The sequence below is a fragment of the Bacillus sp. DB-2 genome, from assembly GCF_003315125.1.
Taxonomy (GTDB): domain Bacteria; phylum Bacillota; class Bacilli; order Bacillales; family Bacillaceae_G; genus Bacillus_A; species Bacillus_A mycoides.
This window is the reverse complement of the sequence record NZ_QNRN01000009.1, coordinates 197095-214598: the sequence shown is the minus strand read 5'-3', so window position 1 is coordinate 214598 and position 17504 is coordinate 197095. Positions and strand designations below refer to the sequence as shown.

Below are 17504 nucleotides of genomic sequence, written 5' to 3'. Positions count from 1 at the left end.
AGGCTTCGGAAAAATGGGCAGTTTTAATGTGTATTGCTAAATTTGTAGTTCAGCACTGGACTGCATAATAATTTTTCGAATATCTTACACTATAAGGTAAAAGGGGAATGGATATGTTGAAAATATTTAAGTATTTAAAAAAGAATGAATGGATACTTGTTCTATTAAGTATAGCATTCATTACAGTACAGGTTTGGCTTGATTTAAAGCTACCGGACTATATGGCTGAAATCACGACATTAATCCAAATGGAGGGTACGAACTTTTCTCAAATTATTGGACCTGGAGCATATATGCTACTCTGTGCAGTAGGAAGTATGGTTACTGCTGTTATTGTAGGATACTTTGCTGCTAAGGTCGCGGCGGGATTATCCAAACGTCTACGTGGATTAGTTTTTGATAAAACTTTATCTTTTTCACTTGAAGAAATTAATCGTTTTTCAATAGCAAGCTTGATTACTCGTTCAACTAATGATGTTACGCAAATTCAATTTATTGTGGCAATGGGATTACAGATAATTGTGAAAGCACCAATTCTAGCTGTTTGGGCAATCATGAAAATTTCAGGAAAGAGCTGGCAATTGACAACAGCGACAGGTATAGCAGTTGTCGTTTTATGCATGATGTTAGCTGTGATTATTCTATTTGCAATACCAAAGTTCAAAATCATCCAAACTCTTACTGATAATTTAAACCGTGTAACTCGTGAGAACTTAACAGGGATGCGCGTCGTACATGCTTATAACGCTAAGGGCTATGAAGAAAATAAATTTGAAAAAGCTAATATGGAATTAACAAAAACAAATCTTTTTGCCAATCGTTTAATGGCAATTATTGGGCCAGGGATGACTGCGATTATGTCTGGTTTAAGTGTTGCGATTTATTGGATTGGTGCTTATTTGATTAACGAAGCACAGATGATAAATCGAATTACAATTTTCTCGGATATAGTTGTTTTCTCAGCGTATGCCATGCAAGTTGTAATGGCGTTTATGATGGTAAGTATGATTTTTATTATGTTACCTCGTGCTACGGTATCAGCAAAACGTATTATGGAAGTACTTGAAACAGAAGCGACAATTAAAGAGGGTACAGTTACAGAAGGAAAACCAGGTATTGTGGGAGAGATTGAGTTCCGCGATGTTAGCTTTAAATATCCAGATTCAGAGAACCATATTCTTCGTAATATTAGCTTTACTGCAAAAAAAGGAGAAACGGTAGCTTTTATTGGATCTACGGGGAGTGGAAAAACAAGTTTGGTAAATTTAATTCCTCGTTTCAATGATGTTTCTGAAGGTGAAGTATTGGTTGATGGTATAAATGTAAAGAATTACAGACAAGAAACTCTACACGATAAAATTGGCTACGTTTCGCAATCGTCTGTGTTATTCAGTGGTACTGTAACTTCGAACGTTTCCTATGGAGAATCAGGACATATGCATTCGTCACTAAATGCTGTCAAAGAAGCATTGGAAATTGCACAAGGGAAAGAATTCGTGGAAAAACTTGAAGGACAATATGAAGGGCAGATATCACAAGGTGGTACAAACGTATCTGGGGGACAAAAACAGCGTATATCGATTGCTCGTGCAATTTATCGAAAACCTGAAATATATATATTTGATGACTCGTTTTCGGCATTAGACTACAAAACAGACAGGGTTCTACGTTCTGCTTTAAGAAAAGAAACGAAGGATGCCACTACCTTAATTGTTGCACAGCGCATCGGAACAATTAAAGATGCAGACCGCATTATTGTTCTTGAAGAGGGAGAAGTAGTTGGGAATGGAACACATGAACAATTAATGGATAACTGCGAGACGTATCAAGAGATTGCATATTCTCAGCTTTCGAAGGAGGAATTGACTGATGGCCAAAAATGATTATACCATTGGAGATCATGAAAAAAACTCAAAAAATGAGAGACAGATGGGCGGAGGGCATAGTCCAATGGGTGGCAGGGCCCAAGGACAAAAAGTAAACAATTTCAAAAAAACGATTCAACAGCTGATTTCCTACTGTAAGTCTTATGTACCAATTGTTATTTTCGCCTTAATATTAGCTTTTGTGGGTTCTGCATTTAATGTATATGGCCCAGAAAAATTAAGTGAAATGACCGACATTATCCAAGAAGGGATTAGGGGTGACATTGATTTAGGTGCAATCAAAAATATTGGAATCATTTTAGTGGTTCTCTACGGATTAGGTTTGGTATTTAATTATATACAAGGGTTTATAATGGCAACGGTAACACAAAAAATCACAAAAAAAATGCGTACAGAATTATCGCAAAAAATGAATCGAATCCCTTTAAGTTACTTTGATAAAACGAGTTATGGAAATATATTAAGCCGTGTAACAAATGATGTTGATACAATTGGCCAAACGCTAAATAACAGCCTAGGACAATTAGTAACGGCAATCGCAACTTTTGTTGGCGCATTGATAATGATGTTCTATACCAACTGGATTATGGCTATAACAGGAATTGTTGCAACCTTAATTGGATTTATTCTAATGACATTGATTATGAAGCGTTCTCAAAAATACTTCGTACAGCAGCAGGCTGAACTTGGGAAAATCAATGGACATATTGAAGAAATGTATGCAGGTCACCATATCGTAAAAGCATATAACGGCGAAAAGGAAGCAAAAGAATTATTCCATACAATCAATGATCGTCTTTTTGATAATGCTTGGAAATCACAGTTTATGTCTGGGATTATGATGCCTATCATGCAATTTATCGGGAACTTTGGGTATGTAGCAGTTTGTATTGTTGGTGCATTACTTGTGACAAATGGTGTAATTACAATTGGAACAATCGTTGCCTTTATGGTCTATATTCGTTTGTTCACACAGCCTTTATCACAATTAGCACAAGCTGCAACGAATCTGCAATCTACAGCAGCAGCAAGTGAACGCGTATTTGAATTTTTAGCAGAAGAAGAATTGTCAGATGAAAGTGAAAAAACAATGAGATTAGACAATGTCAAAGGGGATGTGGAATTTAATCATGTTAAATTTGGCTATGATAAAGATCGTCTAATCATAAAAGACTTCTCTGCTAAAGTGAATGCAGGACAAAAAGTAGCTATCGTAGGTCCAACGGGCGCTGGAAAAACGACATTAGTCAATTTATTAATGCGATTCTATGAACTCAACAGTGGAGAAATTACTATTGATGGTGTTCCTATAAATCAATTAACTCGTGAATATGTGCATGATCTATTCTGTATGGTACTTCAGGACACATGGCTATTCGAAGGGACGATTCGCGACAATATTGTCTATTCCAAGGAAAATGTTTCAGATGAAGAAATCATAGCAACATGCAAAGCAGTTGGGCTGCATAATACGATTAAAAACTTATCTAAAGGCTATGATACCTTATTAAATGATAAAGCGAATTTATCAGCTGGACAAAAACAATTAATTACGATTGCCCGTGCGATGATTGAAAATGCCCCATTATTAATTCTAGATGAGGCTACAAGCTCAGTTGATACACGTACGGAATTATTAATTCAAAAAGCAATGGATCGTTTAACAGTTGGGAAAACATCTTTTGTCATTGCACACCGTCTTTCGACTATAAAAAATGCTGACTTGATCTTAGTGATGAAAGAGGGAGACATTTTAGAAACTGGAAACCATGAGGAATTACTAGCTAAAGGTGGATTCTATGCGGATCTGTATAATAGTCAATTTGAATCAGTCTCTTAAGTATTAATTACTAACTTCTTTCTCAGGATCCTTGTGGCTAAAAGCTGGTGAATGAAGTACGAAGGTATAGTAGGTAGGGCTAGAAATAGATATTGACTCTTTCCAGACCATAAAATTAATTTACTGGATGAGGTTGGTTGAACAAAGACAAGTTTTGAGATTATTGCTGATGTAATTTAAATACCTTATGTTTGGCATACTATTCGGTTGTGTCATAGGTCAAAAAATTTAGCAAATAAAAGTAAGCTCCATTAAATTAAAAATGGAGCTTACTTTTATTTATACATTAAATCTTAAAAGTGTCAGGTGCCACATTTTTCGGATGGATATCATCTTCATTCAGTACTCCATGCATCTAGAAGTCCAAAAATTGATTCAATTCCTAATAAATTTTGGTTAAATGATTATGACAACGTGTCATATTTTCCCTTTGACGTATGACACGTTGTCATGTAATATGGATTTATACCCAATTGTGACACGTTGTCATATGTTGGTTGGATTGGAGGGGAATAGTATTCTTAAACAAGGATTTGTTGATTTATCAGTATTTTGATTACAGATATTTTTCTCATTTTATTAGAAGAATATCTCAAGCGGAAAAAAAAGAGTTTTTCTAAATTATAAAAAAATCAACTTTATTAGGAGGAGCATAAATGAAATTATTAGAAGTAAAAAATATTAATAAATCATATACCATATATAAAAAAGAAAAGTCAACGATCCTCCATGATATAAATTTAACCTTTAATAAGGGGGAGTTCGTGTCTATACTTGGTGAATCAGGATGTGGAAAATCAACATTAATGAATATCATTGGCGGTATGGACTCTGACTTTAATGGAGAGGTCCTTGTAGAAGGAAAGAACCTAAAGACTATGAAGGAATATGAACTTGATGATTATAGAAAAAATAAAATTGGATTTGTTTTTCAAAGCTTCAATTTAATTCCTCACTTAAGTGTGTTAGAGAACGTAACGATTGCGATGCAAATGGCAAGTAAAAGCGAAAAAGAACGAAATGAAAGGGCGAAAGAACTTTTAGCTGAAGTTGGCTTAAAAGAACATATGATGAAAAAGCCAAATCAACTTTCTGGGGGGCAAAAACAACGTGTAGCAATCGCACGCGCATTAGCAAACGAACCAGACATTCTCTTGGCTGATGAGCCAACAGGCGCTTTGGATAAAGAAACAAGTCAACAAATACTAGAACTATTAGATAACATTGCAAAGAAAGGAAGGCTTGTAATTACTGTAACTCACTCTCAAAAGGTTGCCGATTCTGGTAGTAGGATTGTGAAAATCGATGACGGTAGAATTATTGAAGATATACATTTGAAGGAAAGTTATCCATCTAACAAAAAAACGAAACAAGTGAAATCCAAAAGTCTGAGCCTAACTTCTTCACTCAAACTTGCGTTAAAAAATATGAAGTTGAATGCAAAAAGAAATATACTAGTTGCTTTAGGTGGTTCCATCGGTATATTAAGTGTTATTTTGATGTTGTCTTTAGGTAGCGGTGTTACAAAGTATATGAATGATGAAATCAACTCCAGCATGAACCCTTTAATGGTTGAAATTACAAAAGGGAAAGAAGATAAGGCCGACAATTCCATGTCCATGCTAGCGGCAAAAGATCCTTTAAAGGAAGAAGATATTGAAAAAATTAAAAATATTGAACACGTTAAGAGTATAGAAAAAGTAACATCTTTTGACATGAAAAGTAGTGCATTATATGGAGATAAGCGTTCAGATATTATGAAATTTTCAACAATGACCGATTCTGTAAAGAAAGAAAATTTAGAAAAAGGAAATCTTCCTAGCAAAAATGAAGTTCTTTTAACACCGGCACTAGCTAAATCATTAAGCAATGGAGAAGACTACAATTCATTAATTGGCAAAGAAATAAGTGTCTATGTGAACGAAATAGGACAGGGCAATAAACCTGTTACTATCGAGAATAAATTAAAAGTATCCGGTGTATATAAAGCTGAAAATATGGGGCCGCAAGGGATAACTATGGCATATGTACAATATGAAACATTAGAGAAAACATATGCAGAGCAGGGGTTGACTTTAAGCCCTACTCAAATCAATGCTTTTGCTGAAAAACAACAACAGGTAGAAGGAATTAAAACCGAATTAGACAAATATGGATTTGAAAGTTCCCAAATGGCTGAAATGCTTAAACAAGTTACATCTTATTTAGATATGGCAACTGCACTTCTAGCAGGAATTTCGGGAATCTCTCTAATTGTTTCAGGTATTATGATTTTAGTCGTTTTATATATCAGTGTAGTTGAAAGAACAAAAGAAATCGGAATATTGCGTGCTGTAGGAGCGAGAAAGAAAGATATAAAACGAATTTTCTTCTCAGAATCCGCTTTGCTTGGTTTATTTAGTGGTTTAATAGCTGTAACAGGTGCCAGTGTAATTAGTTTAATTGGGAATAGCCTGTTATCAAATAGCTTTGGTGCAGAGCTGATCAATCTAACAGCTCAAAATATGTTTTTAGGTATAGCGGTAAGTATAATTGTAAGTGTAATAGCTGGAATTATGCCAGCATCCAAAGCTGCAAAGTTGGATCCAATGGAATCACTGAGGTTTGAATAGAATAGTGATTTGTATCTAAGGTTAACACAAATCTAATTTGTGTTAACCTTAGGATAATGAAGAGTATTCATTAACAGGACTTAAATGAAATTTTTCGCTTTATAGAATATTAATAATGAAAAAGACCCATATTTATAAACGGGGATGACATATTGTCATTCGTATGATCGGAGGAAAAAATGCCCAAACAAACATTTTTTAATTTAGCAGGTGAAAAGAAAGAAGCATTAATTCAGGCAGCAATGAAAGAATTTTCAAGAGTTTCTTTATTTGAAGCATCAATTTCCAACATCATCAAAGATGCTGGAATACCTAGGGGAAGTTTTTATCAATACTTTGAGAATAAAGAAGATGTTTTCTTCTTTTTATTAGATGAATATTCCAAAAAGAACAATGAAAAATTTATTTCGATATTAAAAGAAAAGGATGGTGATTTATTTGACGCTCATATTGAATTATACCAATATATGCTAACAAAATTTCAGAACCTAGAAAATCGAAAATTTTTTAGAAATGCCTTTTTGAATATGAATTATAAAGTTGAAAATACATTGATCCGAAATGTGAACGAGGAAAACAATAAAAGTCGATTATCAGAAATCATGGTGTTAATAAATAAAGAAAAATTGAACATTGTAGAAGAACGAGAAATATTTCATATCATGAAGATTGTCATGGCGGTGACATTTCAAAATCTTATTCAAAATTTCGCAAAGGAAATACCTTTCGATGAATCAGTGAAAAACTATGCTTTAGAACTTTCTTTGCTTAAAAAAGGGCTTTATAAAGGTTCGAATAAATGAAAGTTTTAGAAGTCAAAGAAATGAGGAAGCTCCAAATGGAAGATATGAAAAAATGGGGTCAGTTCTTATTACCTTATAAGTTTGCCTTGGACGAAATGAAAACAAAAATCAATATTATAGCTGAGGAAGCAAAATATTTAAATAATCACAATCAAATTGAACATATTAAGATACGACTCAAGTCTTTAGAAAGTATTCAATCAAAACTTGATCGAAAGAAAATTAGTCCTTCCCTGTTAAATACGAAAGAACATTTGTATGATATTGCTGGGATGAGAATTATTTGTTCTTTTGTAAGCGATATCTATGATATCTATTCACAATTATCTAACCGAAATGATATCAAAATTGTACAAGTGAAAGATTATATTACAAACCCAAAATCAAATGGATATCAAAGTTTACATGTAGTTGTTCAAATTCCTGTGACACTATCCAAAAATGTAGAGAAGGTTTATGTTGAAATTCAGCTTCGCACCTTAGCGATGGATTTTTGGGCTAGCCTAGAACATAAAATTTATTATAAGTATGATAAAAAAATCCCTTTCTATCTTGAAAAAGAACTTAAAGAGGCAGCAGAAACGGTAAAATCTTTGGATGAAAAAATGAAGGATATCCATAAAAAAGTAAATGATTTAAATTGTTAAACAATAATATGAGAGCAAGGAAAAAGAAAATTTATTAAGGGGGATGCATACGTTTGGCTGACACTGCACAAATAAAAGTAAAACATCACAGATTACCCATGCTTCAAATTATTAAGCGAACTATAGCTATAATCATTGGAGCGCTATTAATGGCCACAGGACTTGAGATTTTCTTAATTCCTAATCAAGTTATTGATGGAGGCATTACCGGAATTTCGATTATGCTTTCTCACCTCACAGGATTAAATTTAGGTGTTTTCCTATTTTTATTAAACCTTCCTTTTGTTTTTATGGGGCATAAACAAATTGGAAAAACATTTGCGTTTTCTACTATTTTTGGGATATTAACTTTATCAATTTTGACTACACTTTTTCACCCAATTCCAGCATTTACAGATGATATTCTTCTTGCTACTATTTTTGGTGGTATGGCACTTGGTGTTGGGGTTGGTCTAGTCATTAGATATGGAGGGGCATTAGATGGTACAGAAATTCTCGCAATTCTCGTTAATAAGAAAATCCCTTTTTCTGTAGGAGAAATTGTTATGTTTTTTAATGTTTTTATTTTAGGAGCCGCAGGATTTGTATTCAGTTGGGATCGAGCAATGTATTCCATTTTAGCTTATGTCATTGCATCGAAGGCAATTGATACCGTAGTTAATGGTTTTGAACAATCGAAATCTGTATGGATTATCAGTGAACAGCAAGAAGAACTTGGCGAAGCAATTAATTCACAATTAGGTCGTGGAGTCACATATCTTCACGGCGAAGGTGCTTATACGGGGGATAATAAAAAGGTTATTTTTTGCATTATTAACCGACTTGAAGAGGCTAAATTAAAATCTTTAATTGAAGAACTAGACCCAGCTGCTTTCTTAGCTGTAGCAGATATTACAGAAGTACGTGGAGGCCGATTTAAAAAACGAGATATACACTAGTGGTAAAAATATTACAGAATATGGAGGTTGCTATCTAAATTGGTTTAGGTGTTCCTCAATTGTTTGTAGCTAATATATAAAGATATGTTTCAGCGGCAAAATAAAAAATATCCCTCACCATACATCTCTAGATGACTCATTTATAATATATTTAATAATTTTCTCCCTGAAAATAATAATTACGCTTTAATATTTAATTAAAATAATTATAAATTAAGATATACAAATGAGGAGTGTTTATTATGTCAAAAGTACTTTTTATTAATTTCCCCGGAGAAGGTCATGTGAATCCGACAATTGGAATTGTAAGTGAGTTGATACAACGAGGCGAAAAAGTTGTTTATTATTGTATTGAAGATTATAGAGATAAAATTGAAAAGACAGGTGCCGAATTTCGAACATATGAAAACTTTCGGCCAAAAACAGATATCAATAAGGATGTTAAACAAAAAGTTAATCAGTTAGATATGTTATCTAACATGATCTCTGTCATGGATAGACTAGTAAAAGATATTTTATCCGAAATCGAAGGTGAACAATTTGATTATGTAATTTATGACCATCATTTTGCGGCGGGATATATTATAGCATCCGCTTTACAATTACCAAAGATTTCTTCATGTACAACATTTGCTTTTAATGATTCGATTTCGTTATTCGGAATCGATAATTCTAAATATTTAGGTGAAAAATCTCCTTTAAATAAAAACTGTATAGACATTATTAACAAATGGAAAGAACAATACGGAGTCACGTACGATAGCTTCCGTGACGTAATAAACCATCCGGGAGATATTACAATTGTATATACTTCGAAGGAGTATCAACCGTATGCAAATGAATTTGATGATTCTTTTATATTTGTTGGGCCTTCTATCACACCGCGTCATGATGTGGAAGATTTTCCTATAGAAGATTTAAAAGGTAAAAAAGTGATTTTCATTTCCATGGGAACTATTCTCAATCAACAAACAACTTTATATGAAAAATGCTTTGAAGCCTTTAAAGACACACCTGCAACAATTGTATTGGCAATTGGTAAAAAAACAAATATAGAACAATTTAAAAATGTTCCTCCTAATTTTATTCTATATAAATATGTTCCACAATTAGAAGTATTACAGCATACAGATGTATTCATTACACATGGAGGAATGAATAGTTCGAGTGAAGCATTATATTACGGGGTACCATTAGTTGTAATACCTATTTCAGCGGATCAACCCTTAGTTGCTAAAAGAGTAACTGAATTAGGAGCGGGTGTTCATTTAGACAAAACGAGCTTAACTCCAGAAATATTACGAGAAGAGACAGAAGCAGTACTATATAGAAAAGAATTCAAAGAAAATAGTTGTAAAATTAGGGATTCTTTCCAAGCGGCAGGTGGATATAAAAAAGCAGTGGATGAAATTCTGCACGTGCTTTCAAAATCAAACTATAATAATGAATAATGAAACAAATCTAATGAATTGTATAAACTATAAGAGGTCCAGCCACATCGCCATCAACTTAAGAATTTTATAAAACCCCATCGCTATCAAGCTAAGATTTTGAAGTACCCCCAAAATGAAAATTTTCTTTCTCTACATTAGTTACTTTGAGAAGTCAGCTCTTTTTTCGTTTTGGGGTGATTAGTTACAACTGTTTAGAAGTTTTTATACCAAAGTATAATGTGTTAATATTTCGACATTTCAAAGAGTTTAATACGTTTTTTATAATAAACGTATTAAACTCTTTCTTTTTCTCATACGTTCATTTGAATATTCTTCTTATCAAGTGAATTAAAATATATCCATTTTCTTATATAAATGAGTATATTTATATTGTAAGTATCTAGAAATTCAACAGAGGGATATTATGAAAAGGGGGTAGAAACAAAAAATTTAGTAATGATAACTGCCACATTATCTATGTTTGCTACTGGAATAACGCCTAAATTTGAAGTCTTTGCGGAAGAACAAGCACAGCAAAAGAAAGTATCTACAATGTTACAGTATGAAAATTCTGTTAATGTGGAAAATCGAGTATTTGCAGTTTTAGGAAAAGGAGATGTCTACCAACTTCAAAATATTGAAAGAAGGGAATGAAATTTTAGTGTATACGAGTCAACAGGGTTATATGCTAAGCCAAATGAACAAATAACAATTCAGGTACAAGGAACGACGTTTACTGATAAAAACTTAACAGCTAACAAGGAATATAAATATGCAGTGAAGGCTGTAGATGCAGCTGGAAATACATCAAATCAAAGTATGGTTACTCTTTTTTATACGAAATATGACATACCGTAATGGATTATATAATAACAATTTCAGACATAAAGATAATTGAGAAGCATACACTTATATAGAACGGTTGCAAATATAATTACCGATATTCTTTACGAGAGAGCACTTAAGGAGAGTGCTCTTTTTCATTTTCACACTTTAAAAGAGACAAGCATATAGTATAAAACAAGTTATATTTCATCTAATCCCTTTTTTACCAAAGTACTCGTGGAAACGGGTGCTGTTATTATGTCACCTTTTGATAAGGACAAGTATAGGTACAACCCTGCGTTGTTCCTTATTCACTCATATCTAACTCCTTATCACATTAAGAGCATCCTTGTGTAGGGTGCTTTTTATCATGTAATAAAACACTTTTTACACCAAAAAAGAAAGGTTTGATACATATGATGGATACAATTAAAGGATTTGTATCGAAGAAAACAGGAAAAATGTTTGGTGCGAAATTAACATATGACTCCGAACAGAAGAGGATTACTTTTGTATATGAGAAAAAGAAATAATATCATAAAATCTTAAATTCTGTATATAAAATTAATAAGAATTATGATATGATGAAAGTAACAAAATACTTCTAAATCTACCTGCAAAAGGACACACCTACGCATACATATGCCATAGGTGTGTCCTTTTTTCGTTGTCTATAAATCCCTAAAAAAATAGAGAGGGGGAAGATATATTGCGTACGAGTGAAATACCATCTACAGATGTATCTTTTGAGAGTGTGGAGAGTCATAAGCGTAATAAGGGGAATGAAATATCAGCATGTCCCAAGTGTAAAAAGCAATCATTCAGGGCTACGTTTAACGAATATCCAAAGTGGGTTCGATTTTGCTTATGTTGTGATTATAAAGAAGTTAATCCAGCATATAGTCCATTTGTATATTGATACTAATAGGAAAGGATACTACGGTATGAAACCATGGATTAAGATTGTTTGTATAACATCATTAGTCTTTCAAATTACAGCATGTAGCAGTTCAACACAAACAAATGATTCGAGGCCTGCACAAACGGCCCAGAAAGCAATCCAGCAAAATGTAGAAGGAAAGAGTAATGTTGATATTCCGGAAGTATACAGGGAGAAATTAAAAGGCTTAGAAACGGGTAAAGGAAAAGTAATACATGTAAAAGACGGAGATACAGTAGATGTGAAAGTAAACGGGAAGAAGCAGACGGTAAGGTTACTATTATTAGACACCCCTGAATCTGTTTCTCGAAAGATTCCGCCACAAAAGATGGGTAAAGAAGCATCTTCTTTTCTAAAGAAACAAATAGAAGGAAAAGATGTAACCCTGGTATATGATCATGGACAAAAAGAAGACAAGTATGGCAGAAAATTAGCGTATTTATTTTGCGAGGGAATACATGTAAATGAATTAATGGTCAAATCAGGATACGGAATTGTAGCTTATATTACTAAACCGAACACTACGCTGCTTCCACAAATGTTAGATGCAGAAAAGAAAGCAAAATCATCTAAAAGTGGAGTGTGGAGTATCAAAGGTTTTGTGGATGAAAAGAAACATCATTATAACCGAAATGATGCCGCTTAACGCATATCACTCAAGCATAGTAAGAATACTAATGCTTTGAGATTAAAATAAGGAGGTTTTTAAGTGTGAAAGAGAATAAAAGAAACATGATCTTATCGTTTGTTATTTCGATTGTCTTTATATTTTCGAGCATGATGCCTTTCAGTAGTAACGAATACATCTATGTTATTTCAAAAATTGGAGCTGCAGCTGGTGTAATAAACATTGTGATGATGAGTGTTTTTTTTTATTTTCAAAGCAAAAAAATGAGATATTCATTGAATTAAACTGTAAGAGAGAAAGTTTTCCTTACTCACACTAAAAAGAGAGTGGTAAGGAAAACCGCGAAGGAGATGGAAGAGATGAGTCAGGTAGCGGGATTCTTGAAATTCGTTTTAGCGAAAGAAAAACGATACGTATATTTGGCTGTATCAGAAAAGAGAAACAAACGTGTAAACACGCACATTTTTTATAAATTTGGTCCAATGGAAAAAGCATTGGAAAGTATGTACGAAATGCGGGATGATTTCGAGAATAAGTTCCCGATAGAACTAAAAGAAAAAGGATATGACTGGGAAGATATCAACGATTGGATACTTTCCATCGAGACAGGATTCTCAAAGCATGGAAATAAGCTAATCACATACGGACGCTAAGTAGAGCAGAACATTAAATGAGGTGAATGAAGAATGACATTAATTCGAAAGTATCATATTGCAATTGCTTGGACGATAGCTACTAGTGCAATGCTTATAAGCTTGGTTTTTAGTGAATGGATGAAACTTCCCCCATGTGATTTGTGCTGGTATCAAAGGATGGCCATGTATCCCTTAGTGTTGATATTAGGTGTTGGTATGTATAGAAAAGACCCATTGGTAAGTACATATGCATTCCCAGTTGCACTTTGTGGTTTATTGCTAGCTGTTTATCAAATAACGATTCAAACCTTCCCTGCGAGTGAGATGAAAATATGTTCTGTAGGAGTTTCTTGTACGGAAGATCGCTTAAATTTATTTGGTTTCATCTCAATACCTATGCTATCTTTTGTTGGATTTTTAGCCATTATAATACTTCTATATATTAAACCTGACAGAGAGACAAAAGACCAAATAAAACACTGATTATTATCTAAATACACTTGTACAAATATAAAATGCTCATAAATTGATATTAAAAATAAAAAAGGAATTTAGAAAAGGAGAAATTAAAAATGACAACAATGCAAGTAAGTAATGAAATGTACAAAATCCCAGAGGCGGATGTAGAATTATTAAAGATTATGGCTCATCCAGTTAGATTACAAATTGTGAAGGAACTAGAACGTCACAAAATCTGTAATGTAACACAGTTAACAGAGTTATTAGATGTGCCTCAATCTACCGTATCTCAGCATTTATCTAAAATGCGAGGGAAGATTTTGCGTTCAGAAAGAAGGGGATTAGAGATGTACTATCATATTGTAAATTCCAAAGCATGCCAGATTGTTAGTGTACTAGGTTTATAGGGTGAGAGAATAAATAATAATAGTATATAAAAGATAAAACAATCTAAAAAAGGGAAGAAATTTTTCTTCCCTTTTTATAATGCATTAACCATTCTAAATTCATTAAATCTAAATTTTAACCACCATGATTTCCGTGTGCGTATTGAACAACATCAATAGCTTTTTGCGTTTCCATAGGGGATTGGGCACCAAACATTAAAGTTAAAGCAGTAATTACACCAACTAAACCAAAAAATGTTTTTTTCATTTTAATGCCTCCTTCTCAAAAGCTTTTTTTCCTGCCTGAGAACTTGAATAAAAATATTGACTTGCTTTAACATGATTATCTTCTTTATAGAGTGCAATAGCAAGATTTTCTTCATATTCTTTGATGTATTCAAAAAGTTCTTGCTCTTTAAAATATGATACGCCTTCTAGCACTGTTCTTTCAAGCGCTTCGGCAGGAAAATCTGCATTCATTGCGTCTAAGATTTTAAAATGGTGAAGATATTCTATATTATCAACCTCTTCACAAATAGAATATCCTTTTGCTATGAGATCTTTTGCAACGGAATGATCCCCATTCTTCATATGCTCTCTTGCCTCAATAAAAAGTGCCTTATAATTGTTAGGCATTTTTTGATTTACTTCTGAGAGATATCTAATAGCTAATGGTGAAAGGTTTTGAGTAGCATACATTAACCCTAAATTTTGACGCACCATTAAAATGAATTGCTCTTCATCTGTTTTTTGGAACATATCCATTGCTTTCGTGAAATATTCTTCGGCTAGTTCCCATTCTCTCAAATGAGTACAAGCTAAGCCTATAAGATTATCACAAAACGCTACATTAATCTCATACCCAGCATGTTGAGCAAAGATTTCTCGTGCCTCTGTTACCTTTTTGTAAGACAGGAGCCCTTGATATATATCATAATGAAAAGCTCCAACTTTATAATAAAATTCAGCTTTTTCTAATTCATCAGGAACGCAGTCTAAAAGTGTTTCCGCTTTTTCATAACTCTCTTTTGCGATTTGATATTCGCCAATAGTAGAGGCATGAATCCCTTTGAAAAAGTGATAATAATAAGCTAAGAAATTATCTGTAGGCATATCAAAAGCCTCAACTTTGTCAAAACTTCTTTTTGAAACGCTTAAATTATCAATGACAAATTGATATCTAAAATCTAGTAGTGAGTAGTAGAGCAATAAATTCTGATCTTCTTCGATGCTATGAATCTTAGAATCAATTAATTCTTTCAATCGATGAGCATTTCCTATACGTCTTGAGCGGATTTCAATATACCACTCATTTAAAAGTTTTGTAATTTCATTATTCCCCTTTGTAGAAACAATCATTATATATTCCCCCATCCTATAGAAGTATCTTAATACTATTTATTACCATCATAGCAAACTAGCAACATTATTTGAGTGATTTCAATTTATTTTTCAACAAAATTCAGAAAAAATAGTTATTTTATATTTTTTCTTATATTAATATTTTGACCTATACCAATTCACGTTTGCTTGAAAAGAGAGTGTTTAAAAAATTATTAGAGATTTCAAAACAAAGTCCTAAAATATGAACTCCCCCTAATTGTTAGACACAATCTGATAATTAGGGGGAGTTTTGTATGACTAGAATAAAATAAAGACAGTTATACGAACATCTTTAGCTCTAAAGTTATTATTTAACTATCTAACAAGCAACATTGAAGATAATAATGGAAAGTGTTACTTTTATAGAAATGTTAAGGCCAAAATGGAAATTCATAAAGAAAAAATTGACGCTGCAGCGAGAGCAAAAGAAATTTCATAAGTTATTTTCCGCAATATTGGTGACATTAAATTTATGCGCTTTTTTTCTAATTAATATGAGCAAATGCTGCAAGAAAACGCTTCTGGTAAGTTAAGAATCTTCAAACGCGATAGAGAACTTGGAGGTACCTTAATTATTGTTAGAATTATAAAAATAACTATTTATATATAAATGGTTTAAAATATACAAGTCTTATATACGGGATATAAAAAGTAAAGGTTGAATTTATTAGGTGTTATTAAGATCTTGTGCTCGTAATAGTAGTAGCAGTAGCAGTAGAAAATATTTCTCAATAGTAAAATGAAGAGAAATATATGAAGGAATAGAATAGATTGGTTTATAATAGATATTGATTAACATAATTAATTATTAATTTAACTATATTAAATGAAAGAGAGAGAGTGTAATGGCGAATGTACTCGTAATAAATTTTCCCGGAGAAGGTCATATTAATCCGACATTAGCAATTGTTAGTGAGTTAATTCAGCGTGGAGAAACAGTTGTTGCATATTGTATTGAGGATTATAGAAAGAAGATTGAAGCAACAGGTGCGGAATTTCGAGCATTTGAGAATTTTCTTTCACAAATCAATATTATGGAACGAGTGAATGAAGGCGGTAGTCCTTTAACGATGCTATCTCATATGATAGAAGCATCAGAACGTATTGTTACTCAAATTGTAGATGAAACAGAAGGAGAAAAGTACAATTATTTGATATATGATAATCATTTTCCAGTAGGACGTATTATAGCGAATATCTTACAATTACCAAGCGTTTCTTCCTGTACGACTTTTGCTTTTAATCAATACATTACATTTAATGATGAACAAGAATCGAGACAAATAGATGAAAATGATCCACTATACCAATCGTGTTTAGCTGGAATGGAACAATGGAAAGAGCGATATGGAATGGACTGTAATAGTCTATATGATATTATGAATCATCCTGGAGATATTACAATTGTATATACTTCTAAAGAGTATCAGCCGTATTCGGATGTATTTGATGAATCGTATAAATTTATCGGTCCATCAATTGCCACTCGTAAAGAGATAGGAAGTTTTCCTATTGAAGATTTAAAGAACAAAAAAGTTGTTTTCATTTCTATGGGAACAGTTTTTAATGAGCAGCCAGAGTTTTATGAGAAATGTTTTGAAGCTTTTAAAGGTATCGATGCGACTGTTATATTAGTTGTTGGGAAAAAAATAAATATAAACCAATTTAAGGATATTCCCTATAACTTTAAAGTGTATAATTATGTCCCGCAATTAGAAGTATTGAAACATACTGATGTATTTGTTACACATGGCGGTATGAATAGCTCAAGTGAAGCATTATATTATGGTGTTCCGTTAGTTGTAGTTCCAGTGACAGGAGATCAACCATTAGTTGCAAAACGAGTAGCCGAGGTAGGGGCTGGAATAAGACTGGATCGTAAAGAATTAACGCCGGAGTTGTTACGTGAAGCTGTAAAGAAAGTAATGGATGATGCAACATTTAAGGAGAAGAGTCGTAAAGTCGGAGAGACGCTTCGAGATGCTGGAGGATACAAAAAAGCTATTGAAGAAATTGAGAAATTTGTTTCTAATTACCAAATTTCGAAATAATATAAATTTCAATCTAAGATGACAACTAGAAATCTACT

The 17504-nt window shown here is 32.9% G+C and carries 16 protein-coding genes and 2 pseudogenes; 16 read left to right on the top strand and 2 right to left on the bottom strand.

All coding sequences use genetic code 11. From position 1 onward, the window contains the following. The first annotated feature begins 113 nt into the window (after positions 1 to 113). The 14 genes and pseudogenes from DET63_RS17255 to DET63_RS17185 all read left to right on the top strand — a co-directional run bounded on the left by DET63_RS17255 (position 114) and on the right by DET63_RS17185 (position 14053). Positions 114 to 1883: an ABC transporter ATP-binding protein gene (locus DET63_RS17255; protein ID WP_113937297.1), complete on the top strand. Its 1770-nt coding sequence runs from the start codon at positions 114 to 116 to the stop codon at positions 1881 to 1883. Then, complete coding sequence (locus DET63_RS17250; RefSeq protein ID WP_113937296.1) at positions 1870 to 3726, top strand: ABC transporter ATP-binding protein; 1857 nt, start codon at positions 1870 to 1872, stop codon at positions 3724 to 3726. The genes DET63_RS17255 and DET63_RS17250 overlap by 14 nt, the downstream gene beginning before the upstream one ends. Before the next feature lie 656 nt (positions 3727 to 4382). Beyond that, positions 4383 to 6338, top strand: coding sequence for an ABC transporter ATP-binding protein/permease (locus tag DET63_RS17245; RefSeq protein ID WP_113937295.1), 1956 nt, complete (start codon positions 4383 to 4385; stop codon positions 6336 to 6338). Positions 6339 to 6517: 179 nt separating this feature from the next. Beyond that, positions 6518 to 7141 carry a TetR/AcrR family transcriptional regulator gene (locus DET63_RS17240; protein ID WP_113937294.1) on the top strand — a complete coding sequence of 208 codons (624 nt, stop codon included), beginning with the start codon at positions 6518 to 6520 and terminating at the stop codon, positions 7139 to 7141. 35 nt (positions 7142 to 7176) lie between these two features. After that, a complete protein-coding gene (locus tag DET63_RS17235; protein ID WP_113937321.1) occupies positions 7177 to 7788 on the top strand; it encodes a GTP pyrophosphokinase in 612 nt (203 codons plus the stop codon). Between the two features lie 98 nt (positions 7789 to 7886). Further along, entirely contained in the window at positions 7887 to 8726 is an 840-nt protein-coding gene (locus tag DET63_RS17230) for a YitT family protein (RefSeq protein ID WP_201055298.1), read from the top strand. 242 nt (positions 8727 to 8968) lie between these two features. Next, positions 8969 to 10177 (top strand): macrolide family glycosyltransferase, encoded by a 1209-nt coding sequence (locus tag DET63_RS17225; protein ID WP_113937292.1) that lies wholly within the window; start codon positions 8969 to 8971, stop codon positions 10175 to 10177. Positions 10178 to 10636: 459 nt separating this feature from the next. After that, a pseudogene (locus DET63_RS17220) lies at positions 10637 to 11002 on the top strand (M60 family peptidase N-terminal accessory domain-containing protein); the annotation flags it as partial. 398 nt (positions 11003 to 11400) lie between these two features. Then, complete coding sequence (locus DET63_RS17215) at positions 11401 to 11517, top strand: DNA topoisomerase I (RefSeq protein ID WP_002203966.1); 117 nt, start codon at positions 11401 to 11403, stop codon at positions 11515 to 11517. Positions 11518 to 11928: 411 nt separating this feature from the next. Beyond that, positions 11929 to 12570 (top strand): thermonuclease family protein, encoded by a 642-nt coding sequence (locus DET63_RS17205; protein ID WP_113937290.1) that lies wholly within the window; start codon positions 11929 to 11931, stop codon positions 12568 to 12570. Positions 12571 to 12635: 65 nt separating this feature from the next. Next, positions 12636 to 12836, top strand: a complete 201-nt coding sequence (locus tag DET63_RS17200; RefSeq protein WP_113937289.1) for a hypothetical protein — start codon at positions 12636 to 12638, stop codon at positions 12834 to 12836. Positions 12837 to 12911: 75 nt separating this feature from the next. Then, a complete protein-coding gene (locus tag DET63_RS17195) occupies positions 12912 to 13205 on the top strand; it encodes a hypothetical protein (protein ID WP_113937288.1) in 294 nt (97 codons plus the stop codon). 33 nt (positions 13206 to 13238) lie between these two features. Continuing rightward, complete coding sequence (locus DET63_RS17190) at positions 13239 to 13670, top strand: disulfide bond formation protein B (protein WP_113937287.1); 432 nt, start codon at positions 13239 to 13241, stop codon at positions 13668 to 13670. Positions 13671 to 13759: 89 nt separating this feature from the next. Further along, on the top strand, positions 13760 to 14053 hold the full coding sequence (locus DET63_RS17185) for an ArsR/SmtB family transcription factor (protein ID WP_113937286.1): 294 nt from the start codon (positions 13760 to 13762) through the stop codon (positions 14051 to 14053). 115 nt (positions 14054 to 14168) lie between these two features. Here the strand turns inward: DET63_RS17185 and DET63_RS17180 are convergent, their stop codons facing one another. Both DET63_RS17180 and DET63_RS17175 read right to left on the bottom strand, forming a co-directional pair. Next, positions 14169 to 14300 carry a Phr family secreted Rap phosphatase inhibitor gene (locus tag DET63_RS17180; protein ID WP_113937285.1) on the bottom strand — a complete coding sequence of 44 codons (132 nt, stop codon included), beginning with the start codon at positions 14298 to 14300 and terminating at the stop codon, positions 14169 to 14171. Then, complete coding sequence (locus DET63_RS17175) at positions 14297 to 15391, bottom strand: Rap family tetratricopeptide repeat protein (protein ID WP_181777928.1); 1095 nt, start codon at positions 15389 to 15391, stop codon at positions 14297 to 14299. The genes DET63_RS17180 and DET63_RS17175 overlap by 4 nt, the downstream gene beginning before the upstream one ends. A gap of 286 nt (positions 15392 to 15677) precedes the next feature. On the opposite strand from DET63_RS17175, the pseudogene DET63_RS30660 reads away from it, so the two are divergent. After that, positions 15678 to 15971: pseudogene (locus DET63_RS30660) on the top strand (tyrosine recombinase XerS); the annotation flags it as partial. A gap of 289 nt (positions 15972 to 16260) precedes the next feature. Next, the gene (locus DET63_RS17165; protein ID WP_113937283.1) at positions 16261 to 17466 is read left to right on the top strand and encodes a macrolide family glycosyltransferase; all 1206 of its coding nucleotides are present in this window, start codon (positions 16261 to 16263) and stop codon (positions 17464 to 17466) included. The last annotated feature ends 38 nt before the right edge of the window (positions 17467 to 17504 follow it).